Consider the following 18,452-nt stretch of genomic DNA (forward strand, 5'->3'; position numbering starts at 1 on the left):
ATCACCGGTTTTTGGTTTTAATGAACCTAAAGAACTCATCTGCTTCTTCGAGAAGGTAAAATGTCTTTATTCCAATAGACTTTGCGACCATTGCCATTTTCCTGTCATTTGTTATTAAAATTGCATTTAAATGCTTGGCAGTCGCGATAAAATATAGATCGGGAACTCTGTGTGAAGTTAAAAATGCTAACCCTCTAATGGTGTCAATAATCTCACTCTCTCCAATGAATTCATCTATGAGGGATCTGTACTCCTCCCAAGCTTCTTTGGTTAGATCGTCGGGTAAAAATCTTGAGATAACTGATATAAATTCAAATTCACCTAAGCGGGGAGAATATAAGACCAGTTCCCCCTCCTCTGCCAGAATTGCAATTTTCTTGGCAACTTCAGTTCGATCTGGATAAAAATTGGAGAATAAATTAATGATAACTGAGGTGTCTATAACGACTCTCATCTCCTCTCCTCCCTAAGGCGGGCAAGATACTCTTCAGGACTTTCTTTAAACTTTTCTGGGGTTATTATTTTTCTGAACTTTTCTGTTCTCTCTATTATTCCTTTTTTGTATATTTTTACAACTAAGACTTCTCCATCTTTTAAGTTGAGGGGCTTTAGAGGTTTTAGTACTCCATTTTCATAAATTACCTCAATTGTCAAAGGTCCTCCCAACTCTCTCACCTTAGTGTTCTTACGGTAAAATTAGGATAAAAAGTTCACTCGAACTCAATGGTTGCAGGTGGTTTGTTGGTTATATCATATAGAACCCTTCCAACTTGAGGAATCTCGCTGGTTATCCTGAAGGCTATCCTCTGCAGGACTTCCCAGGGGACGTTCATGGCATTGGCCGTCATTCCATCTACGCTCTCGACTATCCTAACGGCAATCGTCTCCTTGTACGCCCTTATATCACCTTGAACTCCAACTGTTTTAACTCCCAACAGAACTGCAAAGGCCTGCCATGGCTTGAGGCCCGCCTTTTCAACTTCCTCCTCTACTATAGCATTCGCCTCCCTGACGATCGCTATCTTTTCAGGGGTTACCTCCCCTATGACCCTGACCGCAAGGCCGGGGCCTGGGAAGGGCATCCTGTTGTAGATCTTTTCAGGGAGGCCCAATTCTTTGGCCAGTTGCCTGACCTCGTCCTTGTAAAGATCCCTTAAGGGTTCGATTAGCTTGAGGTTGAGCCTCTCCGGTAAGCCCCCAACGTTGTGGTGGCTCTTTATCTTTCCTTTGCTCTCTATCCAGTCCGGGGCGATCGTTCCTTGAATTAAGTACTCGGCTCCGATTTCCTTGGCGACCTCCTCGAATACCTCTATGAAGACGCGACCGATTATCTTCCTCTTCTCCTCTGGGTCTGTAACTCCCTTCAAGGCCTCAAAGAACCTGTCCTGGGCGTCAACGTAATGGAGGTTCATGCCAAACTCGTCCCTGAAAGTTTTGACGACGAACTCCGGCTCCCCCTTCCTTAGGAAGCCCGTGTTAACGAAGACCGCATGCAGTCTATCTCCGATGGCTTTATGAGCTAGAACTGCGGCAGTTGAGCTGTCAACTCCACCCGAGAGGGCTATTATCGCCTTAGCATCCCCAACGGTTTCCCTGATCTCTCTAACTTTCTCCTCTATGAACTTCTCCCACATCCCTCTCACCTTATCAAGATCTTGTCTAAAATATGCCACATTTAAAGTTTATTTTGACATATATTTGGCAACTTATTACCTCTGTATCGAGCTCTTCTACTTAAAAAATATTTTAAGATTTCCTTGGTAAAACTAAGACTAACGACTAGCTAGCGTAACGGGTGAATGTATTTAAAACTTAATTTAGTAAACTCTGCTAAGATATGACAGAGTTTGCCGAATTAATATGGCTATTTTTCAATAAATAAAGCAATATTTGACTAAAATTCAAAATTTATGAGAAACATTTCTACAAACTTAAAAAAACAAGACAAAGAAAAACATTACGGGAGGCTTTCACATGGAGCAATTTCCACGTGGAACAATCCTCCCACTTAACAAGTTGGCTGGGAGAAATGTTCCAAGAAGCGATTTGGGGATGAGTGAAGTTGATTACTTAATAGACAATATAAAAGAGAAGGAGTGGACTGCTATAACGGGTCCAAGACTCGTAGGAAAAACAACACTAGCCAAGTCTGTTGCTTATCATCTAAGAGATACTGAGGGCTGGACCGTTGTTTATTTAAACGTCTCAGGTGTCAAGGACTTCAAAGATTTTGTTGTCATGACGTACGCTAAATTGCCAAAAAGAGTGAAACTCAAATTAATTCTGGAGTCAGCCTTATTCAGTGGAATAAAGGTGGGGATTACTGGGGAGGGAATTTACGGGGAGGCAATTTTAGAAAACAGAATTCCTCCGGTTCAAGCCCTAGTTAACATGCTCCAGTTTCTTGGGAAGAAGTCAATAGTTATATGGGATGAGATTCAAGAACTAAAAACCGGTATACCTGAGTTGATGGCATCCCTTTGGAAGTTGAGGAGTGAGGTTGATGATATAGAGGAGTTGCCTTCCATAATAGTCACTGGCTCCTCAGTTAGGGTGCTTAGTTATTTTATAGAACCAACAAAAATAGGATTTGGAGGAGAGTCCCTATCTAGCGGGGTTCATTTTGTAGGCAGAGAGTTTGACAACTTAAATCTAGAACCCCTGAGCAGACAAACGACGATTGAATACTTGGCTAATGGATTAAGAGAATGCAATGTTAACTATCGGTTAGTTGAGCTCGAGGAGATATACGAATTCTCAATGGGTCTGCCAGGAATAGTGAATCCATACGGAAGAAAGAGATGTAAAGGATTATCTCACTCAAAGGCATTACAATACGCTAAAAGAGTTAGTCTTTCAAAGATTAGGGAGGAAATCCTTAACATTCTAAGGACATCCTTTCCAAAAAGTTGGGAAAAATTGGCAGTGGCATTAAGCCTTTATTCCAAAAACGTTCCACTTAAGGAAATATCTAGGAGAACGGGAGCTTCGTTATCAACAATATATGAAATGCTTGAAGAGTTAACTAACTGGGGGTACTTAGAAAAGAGCGTTGAAGGGAGGAGGAAGTATAAATTTAAAGGCCTCGCTTACCTTGAAGCTGCGAGGGAAATTTAAGTTACTATCTCTTCAATCCTACCAATTTCAATAGCCTCTCTAATTTCCCTCGCTATCCTTCTCCCGGTGCTCATTGGCTCATCATATTTGAGCCATGTGTACGGGGAACCGTGCACAAAGGAGTTCGTTCCGGCAACTATTCTAGCCGATATCTCAAACACGACAAATTCCATCTCAGGAGTAAAAACCCCTTCAAGGCAGAACGGGCCCCACAGTCCGCCCATCAGCTCTTCAGCAGCTTTAACTGTTCTCTCTCCGGCCTCGATGACGTCCATGAGTAGGCTCTCCCTCAGGACTATTGGGATGTTGCCTATGACGGTGTACGTTATCTCGATGTTAAGGTCGAGCTGGTCTTTAGCTGGTATCCTGCCTATGGCATCAACGTTGCTCTCGTACCTCCTGTCTATGCTCATAAGCTCTAGCTCCTCCCTAACCTTGGAGTAGAAGTAGTGGGGGTAAACAGGGATTCCAACCACGTACTCCTGTATTTGAACCTCCTTAAGTTGCTCCTTGTTCCTTATTCCAAGGAACTTCTCGGCCTTAGCCCAGAAGTCTTGGGGATCTTTAGCGAGGAAATAATCTTTTCCACCCTTTGCGCCGTGGGGCTTCACTATAACTGGCTTATCGATATCATCTGGGTCATCGTAAACCTTAGGTAGCCTTAGCTTGGCCTTCTCGAGCCACTTTCTCTCTAAGCTTCTATCGCTCTCCCACCTTAAGACTTTCTTGTTGCCGAAGTAGGGAACTCTCATCCTCTCAACTAGCTCGATTCCTAGGTGTGCAACGAAGGATCCCGTTGGGATTACTATCGCATTTAACTCGATCAGCTTTTCCTCTGGGTAGGTACCTTCAATGAAGTAGTCGGCAACCGGGAAGTATTTAGTGTACAGGGGTTTAACCCTAGATTTCCCAAATGCTATCGTTTCAAACCCCTCGTCCTTGGCTCCCTTCAGGATCTGAAGGGCTGAATGAGATGCGTAAGTCGCTATCCTCACCATACCTTTCACCTTCCTTTAGCCAAAATTATGTAAAATTCACCGCATTTTTAAAGGTTATTTTTACATGTTTTTATCAACGGATGATGTTCTGTAGACAGTCCAACCATTTATAAATAGATGGACTACTGACAGAACATAAAAAGCGTTATGTTGGAGCCCATTGAAATTCCCAAGAATGCGCTGGCTATCTCAGCGTTATAGTAAGCTTGAGGAAATGGCTCTTAGTTTGATAACCTACATTTAAAAACTCGGTGCTTAGGGAAATTCGGTGGTGGAGATGAAGAAGGCGGTTGCAATAGCTTTGGTTCTGCTAACGTTCCTGGGACTTGGATGCATAAGCTCTCAGGAACAACAAACTCCGAGGACTCTAACGGTTTACGCCTACGACAGCCTTGAATACTGGCTCAAGGAGGTAATTCCCGAGTTCGAGAAGGAGTACAACGTCAAAGTCAACCTCGTCTTGGTGGGAAGTACGGGGGAGTTGGTTAACAGGCTCATCCTTGAGAAGGACAATCCTCAGGCTGATGTTGTGGTTGGAATCGACAACACGTTCATGGCCAAGGCAATAAACGCCGGAGTTCTTGAGAAGTTCAGGCTCAGGAACTTCGACGTAATAAGGAAGGACATACTAGAATACTTCCCCGCGGATGACTATTTAACTCCATTCGACTACGGTTTTCTGGCCTTCAACTACAGGACTGACATGATAGAAGAGCCACCGAAGAGCCTCGATGAGTTGATAACGCCTGAGTGGAAGGGGAAGATAATAATCGAAGATCCAAGAACTAGCTCTCCCGGCTTAGCATTCATGCTGTGGACGATAGCCGTTTACGGAAATTCTTGGCTCGAGTATTGGGCGAAGCTCAGGAACAACGTTCAGATAGTTAAGGGCTGGAGCGCCGCATGGGAGGCCTTCAGCAAGGGTGAGTATCCGGTAGTTCTCAGCTATGCTACTTCTCCGGCAGCCGTTGTGTACTACGACAACAAGACGAACGTTAAGGCAGTTCAGTTCAGGAGGGGCAATTTCATCCAGGTGGAGGGGGCCGGAATAGTTAAGGGGACGAAAAACAGGGATCTCGCCGAGAAGTTCATAGAGTTCCTTATAAGTGAGAAGGCTCAAGAGAAGTTGCCAACGACCCAGTGGATGTACCCGGTAAACAAGAACGTCAAGCTACCCGAGGTCTACAAGTACGCCCTCAACGTTACCAAGCCGATCTCCCTTGATCCTGGGCTCGTTATGGAGAACCTCGATAAGTGGCTGAAGCAGTGGACTGCTGTCGTCGTTGAGGGCAAGAGTCCCCAGGAGGCAATTAAAGGATGACGTAGTTTTCGATCCTTATCTTAACTTTCTTTTTCTTAGGATCGAACCTAGAGAGCTTCTCCTCTGCTATAATCTCAACTCCATGAATCCTGAGTCTAATTCTCACCCTCCCTGGGAGTAGCTCGTAGTCGATGACTTCAGCTTCAGCACCATCTCCTATCTCAACGCTTTCGGGCCTGAAGAACACCCTAACCTTTCCATCTTTTGGTGTTTTGAAGCAGAGCTCGCCCAAGCAGGCCTTTCCGTTCTCGGCGTGCAACTCTAGAATGTTTCCAGTCCCCAGGAACTTGGCTACAAACTCCGTTTTTGGCCTCATGTAGAGCTCCAAGGGCTCGCCAACTTGCTCTATCCTCCCGAGGTTCATTACGGCAATCCTGTCGCTTATCGCCATGGCCTCCTCTTGGTCGTGGGTGACGTACACGGTTGTTATCCCTAGATCCCTCTGAATCCTCCTTATCTCTCCCCTGAGCCTCTCCCTCACCTTGGCATCTAGGTTGCTCAAGGGTTCGTCGAGCAATAAAACGTCCGGCTCTATAACCAAAGCCCTGGCCAAGGCAACCCTCTGCTGTTGCCCTCCAGAGAGCTGCTCCGGATACCTGTTCTCGAACCCTTCAAGGCCGACGAGCTTTAGGGCCCACCTCACCCTTTTCTCTATCTCGTTCCTGGGGAGCTTCCTCATCTCTAATCCAAACGCTATGTTCTTGAACACCGTTAGGTGCGGGAAGAGGGCATAATCTTGAAACACCATCCCTATGTTTCTCTCGTATGGCTTCCTCTCGGTTACATCCTCCCCATCGAAGAGAACTCTGCCTGAGTCTGGCCTTTCAAGCCCGGCGATGATTCTGAGGGTTGTGGTCTTTCCGCACCCACTTGGTCCTAGAAGGGTCATCAGCTCTCCATCCCTAACCTTGAGGTTAACGCTCAGCGTGAATTCATCGTACCTCTTAACCACATCCCTAAGCTCAATGCTCACCATACCTCCTCACCAATCCTCTCTATAAGGGCGAAGCTAACGCCGGAAATTGCCATGAGAACAACGGCTAGGGCTGATGCAGGGCCGAACTGCCTTGAGGAGATGAACTTGTATATGGCTAACGTGAGGGTCGTGTATTCTGGCCTGGCGAGCATGTACGTCGTTGCGAGCTCGGCTATGCTCATTGCAAAGGCGAAGATGGCCCCGACTATTATTCCCTTTGACGCTAAGGGCAACTCCACCTTAAGGAATGCCCTCTCTTCATTCGCCCCCAAGGTTAGAGCAGCTTCATACAGGTTCTCCTTTATCTTGACGAGGGCTGAGCTCACGGCCCTCAGGACGAAGGGATAAGCGACTATCGAGTGGGCCAAGGCAACTATCATCCAGCTTCCGTAGAGCGGAGTTCTCCTAAAAATTAGGAGGTAGCCTAGACCAAGTATTACTGGAGAACTCGCTAAGGGCAGGGTCGCAAGTGCATCCGCGATAACTTTACCCTTGAATCTCCATTTAACGAGGGAGTAGCTTAAAGGTAGTGCCACCAGAGTTGATATCACGACGGTTAAAACTCCAAAGAAAATTGAATTTGCGATAGTTCTGAGCACGGTAGTCCCGAACATCGGGTTGTACTCTTGCGAAAATGCCCTCCTGTACATCTCCAGGCTGAAGCTCCCGGTATAGAATAAGGAGTCATAAACCACTGCAATAAGTGGTCCGAGGATTAGAATCGATACCAGTAAGAAGTAGGGAACCGCCCACAGGGCCGTTCTTAAGGTTATTCTCTCCGGCTTTCTCATGACCTTCTGCTCCTCCCTCTTCGCGTAGAGCTGTAGGGCTTTGAGGTAGAGGTACATGAACGCTAAACTCAGGAGAATTTGGAGTAGGGCCAGGGAAGAAGCCGTCTTGAAGTCGAGCATCACCATTGCAGAAGTGAATATGTCAACTTCGAGCGTAGCGTACCTGTAGCCTCCGAGGATCAGGGGAATTGAGAAGCTCATGAAGGAGAATGTGAAGGTTAGAAGGGCCGAGGCAAGGATTCCGGGCATGATAAGAGGTAGAATCACCTTTCTGAAGAGCGTGAAGCCTTTAGCTCCGAGAGTCATTGCGACCTCTTCATAACTTGGGTTCACCCTCTCTATTAGGGCCGAGACCATCCTAACTACCACCGGAAAGTTGTAGAATGCGTGGGCGAGAACTATGGCCTTCCATGAGTACAGGATGTCTAATCCTCCGAAAGGCCCACCCTTTCCAAACAGAAGGAGGAAGCCTAAGGCCACCATTACGCTGGGCATCACGAAAGGAATCGTCATTATCGCCTTCAGAATCCTCTTCCCAGGAAAGTCGTACTTCCCAAAGATGTAGGCCCCAGGAAGACCTATGGCAAGGGTCAGAAGAGTTGAGGCCAGGGCTTGGGCGAATGTGAAGGATATTACCCTCTTATGGTAAGAATCTGAGAGAATCTGGATTATAGCTTTGGGATCAAAGCCCAAACCTATGACCGAGAGCAGGGGAAGGTAGAAGAAGGTAAGCAGGAACGCAAAGGCTGGAAGTGCTAGGAGGAGCCTTCTCATGTTTCAACATTTGGTTTTAGCTTTAAAGCCTTTCTAATAGCTAGCAATTCGAGCTTTCCTTGTGGTCTTACGACACCCTTTAGAGGGTCAACGAAGAGGATGTTAGCCTTAACCAGCCTTCTAAGTGGCCTGCTTATCACCCCATTAAATGGTATCTCTTCTTTGTCTTGGAACTCCTTTAAGAGTCTTGCCAAACTCTTCCTTCCATGGATGAGGGCATTAACGGCCTGTACCCTAAGCCTTAACTGGCTTTCGCACCACTCTTTCAACTCGTCCTTGTGCTTTATAGATTCAACTAAGTAGACTGGCTTTCCTCCAAAGTACTCCCATACAAGCTCTGCTTCGTTAATACTAAACCCTTGATTTTTCAAGAACTCAACTGCAGTTTCTCTATCGAAGTCATCAACTAGGAAGTACTCTGCCCTGCCCTGGAGCATTGCCTCGTTGTAAACCTTATCTATGAATAAGCTGTCAGAGGTAACGACGAATACGTGGCTCAAATGCCTCTCCTTAGTTAAGTGTACAAAAAAGTTGAAGAGCTCATAGATGAGTGGGCCGTTAATCTTTAAGTCTCCTATAACTTGAAGCTCATCAAGAATTAAAATCGGCTTCTTACCGGCTTTTTTAACTTCCTCAATTAGCGTTGCAATGTATGCGAACGCATTCTTTGGCTTCTTCTCCCTAATTATTCCTTCTAGAATGGGAGTGGGAATTGGGAAGCCCAAAACTTCCTTTCCAGCGGAGAGGATGAGAGAAACAGCTTCCTTGAGGGTTTTAACTTTACTCCTGAATTCGACAGAAAATAGAACGTCAATAAAATCGTCGTAGCTCATGACGGGGGTTCTTCTGAGGTTTATATAGAATGCAACATACTCATCAGATAGTCTCCTAGTAAGCTCCATCATTAGGGCTGTTTTCCCTGAGTTGATTGGTCCATAGATGAAAGTTATCATATTAGGCTCGGTAAAGACGAGCCTTATTAGCTTATCCAACTCATGTTGTCTGTTGAAAAATATCACTTTCACTACCCCCTATAATTAACCTTTCGAGGTGTAGTTTCATAACACTTTTGACGCTCATAACTCTTCTCTCCCAATGTTCATTTCAGGAGGACATTTTGAGCTTGAAACATAGTGCTCTTCTAAATTAGTCCAAGGAAGACCCACCACGGAATCATGAGGATATCACCTTTAATTTCAAATCTTTTGCCGATCACTATACCTTTCTCGGCATTTAACCTTTCCATACTTCGCCTAACTTGGGAAATGTCACTCTTACCTAGACTAACTTCAATGACATAGCGCTCTCCATTCTTAATTAGAAGGAAGTCAGCGCCACCTTTACCCGGTTCGTATTCCAGCCTTCCAGCCCCATGAAGGTAGAGCGCTACTGCATCCTCAAGCAATGCTGCCTCATCCACGCTCTCGAACTTGTGGAGTATGGATGCCCTCATCGCTGGAGCGAGGAACTTCAGTTTCGGGCCCTTCCTGACTTTCCGTGTCAGGCTTCCTGCGGGAGGTATCTCGACGAGAAGGCCACTCCTGACAAGTGCCCTAACGATTTCTATTACCGTGCTCTTTGAAATTCCGAGTGTTTTTGATAACCTTTCGTAGCTGAACCTTTCCCCCCTCGGATTGGCCAAGATGAAGAGGAGCTTCATAGCGAAATCCAGCGTTGATGAGTCGAAGTTCCTGAAGTCCTTCAGATCCCTATAAATTATCCTCTCAATCAGCGTAAAAATGTATTCATATGCTTCCTCTTCGCTGAGTTCAAGCGTTATGGGGAGTGAGCCTAGCCGGAGGTAGCGTTCTACCTCTTTTCCATGTTGGGCTACTGTAGAGAAGGCTTTCCTTAGCAAATTTTCATTGAACTCAAAAAGTGCCTCAAGGCCTACCGGTTTAACCTTCTCTCCTTTAAGGTGAAGGTACTCGAGGAACGTTAAGGGCTTGACCTCAATATGCTTAGCCCTCCTAGCTAAGTCCGGGCTTTCCCTTAATTTGAGTGCTGAGGAGCCCGTGGCCACTATGAAATACTCCATCCTATCGTGGAGAACCTTCAAAGTTAAGTCCCACTTCTCATCGTAGTGAACTTCATCAAGGAGTATTATTGGTTTTTTGGGTCTGAAGAGTTCTAAATACTTATCGATTGCTTCATACAGACTGAAGCCGAGGAGGTGGAGTTCATCGACTGGAATATAAATCACTTCGGGCGTTTTTGAGAGAGCATAAAAGTACAGTTGTCCGAGCAGGGTTGTTTTGCCGGTTCCCCTTAATCCCGGCAGGAGGATTGTAGATGTTTTATCTTCATCGAGGTATTTATCTAGCCTGCTCCTTACTTCTTTGAAGATGAACCTTCTCCTCAATCTCCTCGCATAGTTTAATCTTCTCGGAACTTCTGCTGCTAGCCTTATAAGGTAGTCGCTTAATTGTACCATGATAGCCCCCATTTTGGTCATCTAAATAACCAAATATATAGGAATTTTGGTCGTTTAGTTATTCTTAATGAAGCTTAACTATCCTCGCAGCCGAGAACTTCAATTCCGGGGTTCCGGCTTTATTTAATGCGTCGTTAGTTAGAACATTTGCATCGAAGTGGGAGGGCACAACTATCACACCTTCCTTCACGTTGGCTATCTTCGCCTTCAGGGTTAAGCTACCTCTCTTGGTTTCAACCTTAACTAGATCCCCATCCTTTATCCCGTACTTCTTTGCATCTTCTCTGCTTATGTAAACCACGGGCTCGCTCATCAGCTTCACGAGGGATGGACTTCTCAGGGTTATCTCTCCGGTGTTGTAGTGACTTATAACCCTGACCGTAGTTAATATCAGGGGATACTCTCCGTTAGGAGTTTCCCAGGGCATTATTTGTTCCACAGCGTACATCCTTGCCTTGCCATCTGGCGTGGAGAACTGGATCGTGTGAAGCCTCCTGTAGGGGATTATTATTCCCTCGGAGTTCTTCAGCTCTTCGATGCTTCTCCCCTCGAGCTCTGGAAACATCTTGAAGTACTCTTCCGTTATCTCCTCAACCTTGGAGTAGTTGAAGCCTGACAATCCTAGGGCTTTGCCAAGCTCGCTCAGGATTACCCAATCAGGCTTGGCCTCTCCTGGGGGATCGCAGACCTTAAAGCTCCACTGAATCCTCCTTTCACTGTTCATGTAGCTTCCTTCCTTCTCGCAGAATGCAGCAGCTGGAAGAACGTAGTGGGCAAATCTAGCAGTTCTCGTGAGGAATATGTCCTGAACTACGAGCAGATCAAGCTTCGTTAAGGCCTTTCTAACCTTTAAGACGTTAGCTTCGCTCACGGCTGGGTTCTCTCCGACTATGTAGAGGGCCTTAACATCTCCTTCAAGTATGGCATCCCAGAGCTCGGTTAAGTAAAGCCCCCTCTCCGTTGGGAGGTCTTCAACTCCCCAGAGCCTCGCGACCCTCTTCCTGAAGTTCTCATCGCTTAGGGGAATGTACCCAGGGAGGAACTCGCTCAGAGCCCCCATATACGCAGCCCCCTGGACGTTGTTCTGGCCTCTCATTGGGTAAAGGCCGCCTCTGTCCCCTATATATCCCAAAAGGAGGGCTATGTCTATTATCGCGAGAACGTTCTCCACTCCGGAAACATGTTGCGTTAAGCCCATCCCCCACATTATCGCCCCGCTTCCAGCCTTCGCAAAGACCCTGGCAACTTCCCTTATTAGCCTAGAATCAACACCAGTAACCTTCTCAGCGTACTCCGGGGTGTACTTCTTAACCCCCATCTTAACCTCCGAGAACCCTGTAGTTCTCGTCTTAACGAAGTCCTTATCGTACAGGCCCTCAGATATTATGACGTTCATCATGGCATTTGCAAGGGTCGTGTCGGTTCCAGGCTTGATTATGACCTTGTAATCTGCAAGCTTCATGGTTGTGGTCTCCCTCACATCGACAACTATTATTTTCGCCCCCTTCTTCTTCGCCTTCAGTATGTAATCCATGACAACGGGGTGGGTTTCCGCTGGATTGTAGCCCCATATTAGTATGGCCTTAACGTTCTCCAAGTCAGAATATGGATTGGTTTGGGCTCCAGTTCCAAGTGTCATCTTCAAAGCGTGAACGCTGGCTTCATGGCATAGACGGGCACAATTATCGATGTTATTCGTTCCAAAAAGCCTAGCTATCTTTTGAAGGAGGTAGTTTTCCTCATTTGAAACCTTTGAAGAAGCTATGAACGCAACGGCATCTGCTCCATAGTTCTCCCTTATTTCAAGGAGCCTTGAAGAAATCTCTTCTATGGCCTTATCCCAGCTAATTCTAACGAAGTCCTCTCCCACCTTTTTTAAGGGATACATGAGTCTGTCCTTAGAGAACACGAACTCTAGGGCATGCAGTCCTTTTGGGCAGAGCTTCCCCCTATTGGGCTCTCCCTTGTAGGGGATTATCTTGAGGGTCTTCGGATCTATAAGGATGTTACAGCCAAAGCCACAATAGGGACAGACTACCTTTATCACTCTACCACCAATAAACATGAATACGTCAAAAATATAAAGATTTTTGGCCAAAATTGACCAATTTATGTTAATCTTTTATTTTTCCCTTAAAACCTTACCCTTCAGGGCAAGGAGACGGCCAGATTTCATTAGAAAATATTTATTTTTGGCCTAAACCTTCATTACTAGAAGGGGAAATCAACATGGAGCGCCTTGAATATCAGGTTGAATTAGAATGGGATGGCAATGTTGGGAGTGAGGCTAAGGTTAGGGAGTTCTCGTTCAGGATTGACACGAAGACGGATGGTCATAACTCTGGACCAAACCCCACAGAGTACCTGCTTGCCGCCATAGGTGGCTGTTTAACCGTGAACTGGGGCAGGCTTATAAAGAAAATGCGTCTGAAGGTCGAGAGCATGGAAATAACAGTCTATGGATGGAGGGACAGGAAAGAGCCTCAATTGAAGGAGATTACCTACAAGATCCGTATCGTGACGAACGAGCCCGAGAAAAAGATACTCCGCGTCAAGGAGCTCGCCGAGAAGTATGGGACGGTCTTCAACACAGTTGGGGCGGGGAAGATAAAGGGTGAGGTGGAGATAGTCAGGCCTAGGTGAACCTTCTCTCCAGGACTTTTCTGTGGATTGCAGTGCCCGTGAGGAAGAACGCGAGGCCAAACAGGGCCAGCATTAAAAGGTCAAGCCACACGGGAAGGTAGCCTTTTCCAAGTGAATGCCTCAGGGCGTCAACATAGTATGTCAGCGGTGAGATGAGGGAAATCCACCTGCCATAAGCCGGCAGGTTTTCGATGGGGACGAAGATACCGCTGATGAAGAGGAGCGAGAACTTGACAAGTGATGACAGCATCATGACGTCGGCGGGAACGTCCGTGGGTGGGTAGGAGGACATGAGCACCGTCATTGCGGAGAAGCACCCGACCGCCAAGAGCGTGGATAGGACGAAGAGCCAGATAGCAGGGTGGACTGAGAGGTAGAGCATTGCTGGAACGGTTATTGCGAACGTTATCGCAAGCCCGAAGTAGAGGGAAGCTTGGAAGTCGCCGAGGAGCACTGTGGTCAGTGAAACAGGGGCTGTTATGAGCCTCTCGAAGGTTCTTCCCCTGCACTCCCACGGGATTATCGTGGGGCCGACGGCGGTGGATGTGAAGAAGGCCGTCATGGCAGTTAGAGCAACGAAGAGATGGCCCCCGGAGAGGTTGCGCCCTATCATGAAAGCTAAGAACAGGAAGAAGGGGAAGAGGAGGCCCATTATCACGACAGGACCCTTGAGGTAGAAGATGTGCATGTCCTTCTTCGCTATGGCAAAAGAACGTTTGAGCGTTTCAATCATTTTCCTCACCCACCAGCTTGATGAAGACATCCTCCAGTGAAGGAGAGAGCGTTCTTAGGCTCACTATCCGCAGGTTATTTCTTTCGGCGTAGTGGACGAGCTCTTTAACCGTTGCATCAGGATCTTCTGTGAAAACCCTCGCCTTGTCCCCCATCAGCTCGACCCTCGTTGCCGAGGCTATCTCAGAGGGGTCAAGTTTCATCGGCTCAAAGCTAACTTCAACTGAAACGCTACCCTTAACCAGTTGCTTTAGCTTCTCGGGCGTGTCAATCGCTATAAGCCTTCCTCTCCTTATAATTCCAATCCTCTCGCACAGCTCGTTTGCGTCGATCATGTTGTGGGTTGTCATGAATATCGTCTTCCCCTTCCTCTTCTCCTCGCGGATGACGTCCTTTATCATACGTGCGCTTATAACATCGAGTCCGCTCGTCGGCTCATCCAGAATTAGGAGCTCGGGATCGCTTATCATGGCCATCGCAAGAATAAGGCGTTGCCTCATTCCCTTGGAAAAGGCCCTCACCTTCACGTTCCTCTTCTCGTAAAGACCAAAAAGCTTGAGGAGTTCAATTGAGCGTTTCTCTATCTCCCGTCGCTCCATCCCGTAGAGCTCGCCCATAAGCCTGAGGTTCTGCATCGCCGTCAGATCAACGTAGGGGTTAGCCATCTCTGGAACTATGCCCATCCTTTCTCTTGCCTTTATCTTTTCCCTCTCGTCAAGCATGTCATAGCCGAGGACCCTTATCTCCCCAGAGTTTGGCTTCAAAATGCCGGTAATCGTTCTAACTGTGGTTGTCTTTCCAGCTCCATTCGGACCAAGGAAACCAAAAATCTCACCTTTCTTAACGTCAAAGCTCACGTTATCAACGGCGAGAAAGGAGCCGTAGTACTTGGTGAGTCCCACGACTTCTATGGCTTTCATGCCCTTGACACCTGAATGAACTAAGGTTCATGGATTAAAAGTCTTTGGAACTGAGTGAAGCTATAGGAGAATTAGAAGCTATAAGAGAATCTGCTGAGATGAATACATGGAAAAGTGAGTTTTACTAAAAATTTTTCACATGTAGTATCTATCAATCGAACTAAACTTTATAAGAAAGTGCCAAAGCCCTATTTTAGGTGAGCCTAATGAAAGAAGATTATCCTAAGTTATTTGAACCAATAAATATCGGTAACGTTGAGCTCATGAACAGAGTAGTATTTGCGCCGATATCGACAAACTTTGCCCGTGAGAACGGAAGGCTAACGGAGAGATTCGTCAAGCACTACGAGAGACGCGCAAGGGGTGGTGTTGGTCTGATAATAGTGGAAAACACATCCATAGATTTTCCAGAAGGAAAACACATGCCTTTCCAGCCGAGGATTGACTCAAAAGCCGTCCTCAAGGATTGGGAATGGTTGACCTTTGAGGTTCACAAGTACGATGGAGTTAAACTCTCAATTGAGCTCGCCCATGAGGGATGGAAAAAGGATGGTGTAGACTACCTCTCACCTGAGAAGATAGAGGAGCTAGTGGAGAAGTTCGCATACTCTGCGAGGCTTGCAATGGATGCAGGCTTTGATATGGTCGAGATACAAGGTGCCCATGGGCTACTGGTTAACCAGTTCCTTTCCCCCCTGACCAACCATCGTGAGGACAAGTGGGGTGAACCGACGAGGTTTGCAATAGAGGTGCGGAAGCGCATAGCGAAAAAATGTGGCTGGGATTTTCCGGTGACGATAAGGCTGGCCGTGGATGACTTCCTTGACGGAGGTATAACCTTGAGTACTGGGCGGGAGATAGCATTAACTCTCGCCAAGGCAGGTTATGACATGATACAGGCAGATATAGGCCTTGGACCTAAGGAGAAGCGTCTCGAACCGATGTACTATCCCCAGGCCTGGCGTGCTTATTTAGCAGAGAGAATAAGGCCTCTACCTGTTCCGGTGGCGGCAGTTGGCATGATAAGGGAACCTGCTGTCGCGGAGAAAGTTCTCGAGACGCAAGCGGATCTCGTCGTCCTCGGAAGACCCTTGATAGCAGATCCTGATTGGGTAAAGAAGGTTGTAGAAGGAAAGGAGCATCTAATAAGGCGTTGCATAGGGTGCAGTGAATGCATTAAGGCAGTTCATGACGAAAAGGGACCAATAAGATGTGGCATCAATGCCAATGTTGGAAATGAGGAGGAGATCCCAAAGGCTCCGAGAAAACGAGTTGTAGCGATAATTGGAGCTGGGCCAGCAGGTCTTGAGGCTGCAAGGGTTGCGGCCGTGAGAGGACATGAGGTTCATCTATTCTATGAGGTCTTTGGCGGTCAGCTTACTCTGGCGATGGTTCCACCTGGGAAGGAGAAAATCGGCTGGCTTATCGAGTATTACCGCAATGTTCTGTCCGAGATGCCCAATGTCCACTTCCATGAGGGGGAGGCAACAAAAGAAGATGTATTAAGGATAAACCCAGAGGCAGTCGTTATAGCTACGGGGGCGAAGCCGTTCCTGCCCTGTAGCGGTGAACGTGGTTTGATAACGCCCTTTGACAAGGTTCTACGTGGAGAAATCAGGATCGAGAACAAAGACGTCCTAATTGGCGGAGGGGGCCTTGTTGGAATTGAAACTGCCCTGTACCTTGCCCAGTTCAACAACAGGATCAAGATAATCAAGCGCAGTCCAGCAATCCTTCCCAACGTTGAGAGGATAACGCGCGGATACCTCTTGCGGGAGCTTGAGGAGAAGGGGATATCCATCCTAACCGGTAGGCGCTTTGTAAGTGCTGGTGAAGGGTACGCGATAGTAGAGAACATTGAGACAGGGGAGAAGGAGATGATAAAGTGTGATGTAATCGTTGGAGCGTTTGGGATGAAATCCTACGTGCCCTTCATAATAGATGATATTGAGTATTATATTATCGGTGATGCAAAATCGGTGAGAAACATAGCCAGTGCGGTAAAGGAAGGCTATGAGGTTGGGAGAAAGCTTTGAAAATCCATCTTTTTAACATTTTTGAAAGCCAGCCATCAAAGAAAAAGAATCAGGAAGCTCCTGGGATGATCTCCTCTTCTTTCAAAACTTTGCAGTTCCAGAGCCTCGCTATTTTTCTCCAGGCTTTAACGTAGCCAACCAGGAAGGGTATCTGGACTATTGGGGTCACTGCGGGCGCTATCGCCATGAGACCCGTCCCTGCGGCAAGGGCTATGGCCATCGCCGTCCCCTCGTTCTTTCCAACGGATGTAAACGTTATTGCCATGTGGTCCCTGTAAGGGATCCCAATGGCCCTGTCCACGAGGGTCATGAAGAGCAGGGCGGTCGTATAGTAGATGACCAGGGGAATCAGGGCGATGCCGACGATGCTTGGCTTGCTGGCTATGAGCTTCGCCTTCTCCATGAATATGAGGAAGACGATGGTGTACATGCCCATGAGCGAGATTGCCGGGAAGGCGGGTTTTATTCTCAGGAAGCCCTCAGGGCCGAGTTTTCTCATGAGGTAGGATCTCGTGAGAACGCCGAGTATCATGGGTGTTATGACGACTATGAGAATCGTCTTGACGAGGAGCCAGGCCGATATTGAGACGTGGTAGCTCGACGCGAAGACCTTGAGCCAGGCCGGAACCGTCACGATGGCCAGCGTGAAGCTCAGCGCGACTACTATGGTCGCCAGCTCGATGTTGCCCTTCGTGAAACCCGTGTAGGCTATGCTCATCGAGGAGCAGGGCACGACGACGGCCAGAAGAAGCCCGAGGGCGAGTGTGTGATTTATTGGGTGGATAAAGTTCGTCAGCCATATCGCCCCGTACATTATGAGCGGGGAAATCACGAGCCCCATCGTGAGACCTATGGCAAGCTGCTTCCCGAGCTTGGCACTGTTCTTAAGCTCGCCAAGGCGGAGGTTGATCATCATCGGGTATATCATGCTGATGACGACGAGCATATTCAGGGTTTTGAGCGTGTTATGGTAGGGTTTGAGGTTCGCGCGTGTCCCGACGTAAAAGCCCGTTATCATGGCAAGTGTGACGTAAACCGGAAGGTACTTATCGAGATTGTTCTTGAGCTTCAGCCAGTTCACCCTTTATCCTCCCCGCACTCGGGGTGCGTTTTTATGACGAGAACGGGCCTCTTCGTTTTTCTAAGCACGCGGACCATTGTAGAGCCAAGGAACTCATGCGAGAAGCCGAGCTTTCCGTGACTAGGCAGGAGTATGAGCGACACGTCCTCCTCTTCAGCAACCTTGACGATTTCCTCCCACGGGAGGCCAAACCTGACAAGGGGTTTCACGTTTTCGATGCCGAACGTCTTCTTCACGTCCTCGACCTTGGCCTGGAGCCTCTCCATAGTCTTCTTGAGCAGTTCCTCTTTGATGACCTCGATTTCCAGCTCCTCATCGTTATAGAGGAGTGAGTATCCGTTGAGAAGCTCTTCGAGGGTCCCCTCGTCTATCACATGAAGAAGAACAACCTCTCCGACTGGCATGTTGTTGACCTTCTCGAACTGCTTTGCTGCCCTGTACGCTCCCTCGCTGAAATCCGTTGGAAAAAGTATTTTCCTAAACATTAATCTCACCTGTCGTATCTTTCATTTTAGGCGTTTTTCACATATTAGGCTACCCTAACTGCTTTTAAGGTTTGTTGGCCAGGGGTGGGTATTAAAGAAAAAATAAATCGAGGATGCAACCTGAGTAGGTGCTGTGAAAAGCTT

The 18,452-nt window shown here is 47.3% G+C and carries 17 protein-coding genes; 4 read left to right on the forward strand and 13 right to left on the reverse strand.

Going from position 1 to position 18,452, the window contains the following annotated elements:
• Nucleotide 1 precedes the first annotated feature (1 nt).
• The 3 genes from P8X24_RS08555 to guaA are packed head-to-tail and all read right to left on the reverse strand — an operon-like array spanning nucleotide 2 to nucleotide 1,634.
• A complete protein-coding gene (locus tag P8X24_RS08555) occupies nucleotides 2-454 on the reverse strand; it encodes a type II toxin-antitoxin system VapC family toxin (protein WP_068324340.1) in 453 nt (150 codons plus the stop codon).
• The gene (locus P8X24_RS08560) at nucleotides 451-654 is read right to left on the reverse strand and encodes an antitoxin family protein (RefSeq protein WP_068324825.1); all 204 of its coding nucleotides are present in this window, start codon (nucleotides 652-654) and stop codon (nucleotides 451-453) included. The genes P8X24_RS08555 and P8X24_RS08560 overlap by 4 nt, the downstream gene beginning before the upstream one ends.
• A 56-nt stretch (nucleotides 655-710) precedes the next feature.
• On the reverse strand, nucleotides 711-1,634 hold the full coding sequence (gene guaA, locus P8X24_RS08565; protein ID WP_372915383.1) for a glutamine-hydrolyzing GMP synthase: 924 nt from the start codon (nucleotides 1,632-1,634) through the stop codon (nucleotides 711-713).
• Nucleotides 1,635-2,052: 418 nt separating this feature from the next.
• Here guaA and P8X24_RS08570 point away from each other — a divergent pair, with 418 nt between their 5' ends.
• Nucleotides 2,053-3,117, forward strand: coding sequence for an AAA family ATPase (locus tag P8X24_RS08570; RefSeq protein ID WP_372915384.1), 1,065 nt, complete (start codon nucleotides 2,053-2,055; stop codon nucleotides 3,115-3,117).
• Here P8X24_RS08570 and P8X24_RS08575 read toward each other — a convergent pair.
• Nucleotides 3,114-4,115, reverse strand: coding sequence for a formate--phosphoribosylaminoimidazolecarboxamide ligase (locus P8X24_RS08575; RefSeq protein ID WP_372915386.1), 1,002 nt, complete (start codon nucleotides 4,113-4,115; stop codon nucleotides 3,114-3,116). The genes P8X24_RS08570 and P8X24_RS08575 overlap by 4 nt on opposite strands.
• 277 nt (nucleotides 4,116-4,392) lie before the next feature.
• Here P8X24_RS08575 and P8X24_RS08580 point away from each other — a divergent pair, with 277 nt between their 5' ends.
• Nucleotides 4,393-5,436: a thiamine ABC transporter substrate-binding protein gene (locus tag P8X24_RS08580; protein WP_372915775.1), complete on the forward strand. Its 1,044-nt coding sequence runs from the start codon at nucleotides 4,393-4,395 to the stop codon at nucleotides 5,434-5,436.
• Here P8X24_RS08580 and P8X24_RS08585 read toward each other — a convergent pair.
• The 5 genes from P8X24_RS08585 to fdhF form a co-directional block, all read right to left on the reverse strand.
• Nucleotides 5,426-6,412: an ABC transporter ATP-binding protein gene (locus P8X24_RS08585; RefSeq protein ID WP_372915387.1), complete on the reverse strand. Its 987-nt coding sequence runs from the start codon at nucleotides 6,410-6,412 to the stop codon at nucleotides 5,426-5,428. The genes P8X24_RS08580 and P8X24_RS08585 overlap by 11 nt on opposite strands.
• Nucleotides 6,406-7,977, reverse strand: coding sequence for an ABC transporter permease (locus tag P8X24_RS08590; protein WP_372915388.1), 1,572 nt, complete (start codon nucleotides 7,975-7,977; stop codon nucleotides 6,406-6,408). The genes P8X24_RS08585 and P8X24_RS08590 overlap by 7 nt, the downstream gene beginning before the upstream one ends.
• Complete coding sequence (locus tag P8X24_RS08595; RefSeq protein WP_372915390.1) at nucleotides 7,974-9,002, reverse strand: ATP-binding protein; 1,029 nt, start codon at nucleotides 9,000-9,002, stop codon at nucleotides 7,974-7,976. The genes P8X24_RS08590 and P8X24_RS08595 overlap by 4 nt, the downstream gene beginning before the upstream one ends.
• A gap of 116 nt (nucleotides 9,003-9,118) precedes the next feature.
• Nucleotides 9,119-10,423 (reverse strand): ATP-binding protein, encoded by a 1,305-nt coding sequence (locus P8X24_RS08600; RefSeq protein WP_372915392.1) that lies wholly within the window; start codon nucleotides 10,421-10,423, stop codon nucleotides 9,119-9,121.
• A 52-nt stretch (nucleotides 10,424-10,475) separates the two neighbouring features.
• Nucleotides 10,476-12,476, reverse strand: a complete 2,001-nt coding sequence (gene fdhF / locus P8X24_RS08605) for a formate dehydrogenase subunit alpha (protein WP_372915394.1) — start codon at nucleotides 12,474-12,476, stop codon at nucleotides 10,476-10,478.
• Between the two features lie 164 nt (nucleotides 12,477-12,640).
• Between fdhF and P8X24_RS08610 the strand changes: the two genes are divergently transcribed.
• On the forward strand, nucleotides 12,641-13,054 hold the full coding sequence (locus P8X24_RS08610) for an OsmC family protein (RefSeq protein ID WP_372816249.1): 414 nt from the start codon (nucleotides 12,641-12,643) through the stop codon (nucleotides 13,052-13,054).
• On the opposite strand, the gene P8X24_RS08615 is transcribed toward P8X24_RS08610, so the two are convergent.
• Nucleotides 13,047-13,787 carry an ABC transporter permease gene (locus tag P8X24_RS08615; RefSeq protein ID WP_372915396.1) on the reverse strand — a complete coding sequence of 247 codons (741 nt, stop codon included), beginning with the start codon at nucleotides 13,785-13,787 and terminating at the stop codon, nucleotides 13,047-13,049. The two genes, P8X24_RS08610 and P8X24_RS08615, sit on opposite strands and share 8 nt — an antisense overlap.
• Nucleotides 13,780-14,706, reverse strand: a complete 927-nt coding sequence (locus P8X24_RS08620) for an ATP-binding cassette domain-containing protein (RefSeq protein WP_372915398.1) — start codon at nucleotides 14,704-14,706, stop codon at nucleotides 13,780-13,782. Before P8X24_RS08620 ends, P8X24_RS08615 begins: the two co-directional genes overlap by 8 nt.
• Before the next feature lie 206 nt (nucleotides 14,707-14,912).
• Here P8X24_RS08620 and P8X24_RS08625 point away from each other — a divergent pair, with 206 nt between their 5' ends.
• Nucleotides 14,913-16,742, forward strand: coding sequence for an oxidoreductase (locus P8X24_RS08625; RefSeq protein ID WP_372915777.1), 1,830 nt, complete (start codon nucleotides 14,913-14,915; stop codon nucleotides 16,740-16,742).
• 49 nt (nucleotides 16,743-16,791) lie between these two features.
• On the opposite strand, the gene P8X24_RS08630 is transcribed toward P8X24_RS08625, so the two are convergent.
• A complete protein-coding gene (locus P8X24_RS08630; protein WP_372915399.1) occupies nucleotides 16,792-17,823 on the reverse strand; it encodes an arsenic resistance protein in 1,032 nt (343 codons plus the stop codon).
• Nucleotides 17,820-18,308 carry a universal stress protein gene (locus P8X24_RS08635; protein WP_372915401.1) on the reverse strand — a complete coding sequence of 163 codons (489 nt, stop codon included), beginning with the start codon at nucleotides 18,306-18,308 and terminating at the stop codon, nucleotides 17,820-17,822. The genes P8X24_RS08630 and P8X24_RS08635 overlap by 4 nt, the downstream gene beginning before the upstream one ends.
• Nucleotides 18,309-18,452: the final 144 nt, after the last annotated feature.

The sequence above is a fragment of the Pyrococcus kukulkanii genome (genome assembly GCF_041647995.1).
Classification (GTDB): domain Archaea; phylum Methanobacteriota_B; class Thermococci; order Thermococcales; family Thermococcaceae; genus Pyrococcus.

Bases quoted from the DNA above. Each gene is read 5' to 3' on its own strand.
- P8X24_RS08555 (WP_068324340.1), bottom strand. From the start codon at position 454: ATGAGAGTCGTTATAGACACCTCAGTTATCATTAATTTATTCTCCAAT.
- guaA (WP_372915383.1), bottom strand. From the start codon at position 1,634: ATGTGGGAGAAGTTCATAGAGGAGAAAGTTAGAGAGATCAGGGAAACC.
- P8X24_RS08570 (WP_372915384.1), top strand. From the start codon at position 2,053: ATGAGTGAAGTTGATTACTTAATAGACAATATAAAAGAGAAGGAGTGG.
- P8X24_RS08575 (WP_372915386.1), bottom strand. From the start codon at position 4,115: ATGGTGAGGATAGCGACTTACGCATCTCATTCAGCCCTTCAGATCCTG.
- P8X24_RS08580 (WP_372915775.1), top strand. From the start codon at position 4,393: ATGAAGAAGGCGGTTGCAATAGCTTTGGTTCTGCTAACGTTCCTGGGA.
- P8X24_RS08585 (WP_372915387.1), bottom strand. From the start codon at position 6,412: ATGGTGAGCATTGAGCTTAGGGATGTGGTTAAGAGGTACGATGAATTC.
- P8X24_RS08590 (WP_372915388.1), bottom strand. From the start codon at position 7,977: ATGAGAAGGCTCCTCCTAGCACTTCCAGCCTTTGCGTTCCTGCTTACC.
- P8X24_RS08600 (WP_372915392.1), bottom strand. From the start codon at position 10,423: ATGGGGGCTATCATGGTACAATTAAGCGACTACCTTATAAGGCTAGCA.
- fdhF (WP_372915394.1), bottom strand. From the start codon at position 12,476: ATGTTTATTGGTGGTAGAGTGATAAAGGTAGTCTGTCCCTATTGTGGC.
- P8X24_RS08610 (WP_372816249.1), top strand. From the start codon at position 12,641: ATGGAGCGCCTTGAATATCAGGTTGAATTAGAATGGGATGGCAATGTT.
- P8X24_RS08615 (WP_372915396.1), bottom strand. From the start codon at position 13,787: ATGATTGAAACGCTCAAACGTTCTTTTGCCATAGCGAAGAAGGACATG.
- P8X24_RS08620 (WP_372915398.1), bottom strand. From the start codon at position 14,706: ATGAAAGCCATAGAAGTCGTGGGACTCACCAAGTACTACGGCTCCTTT.
- P8X24_RS08625 (WP_372915777.1), top strand. From the start codon at position 14,913: ATGAAAGAAGATTATCCTAAGTTATTTGAACCAATAAATATCGGTAAC.
- P8X24_RS08635 (WP_372915401.1), bottom strand. From the start codon at position 18,308: ATGTTTAGGAAAATACTTTTTCCAACGGATTTCAGCGAGGGAGCGTAC.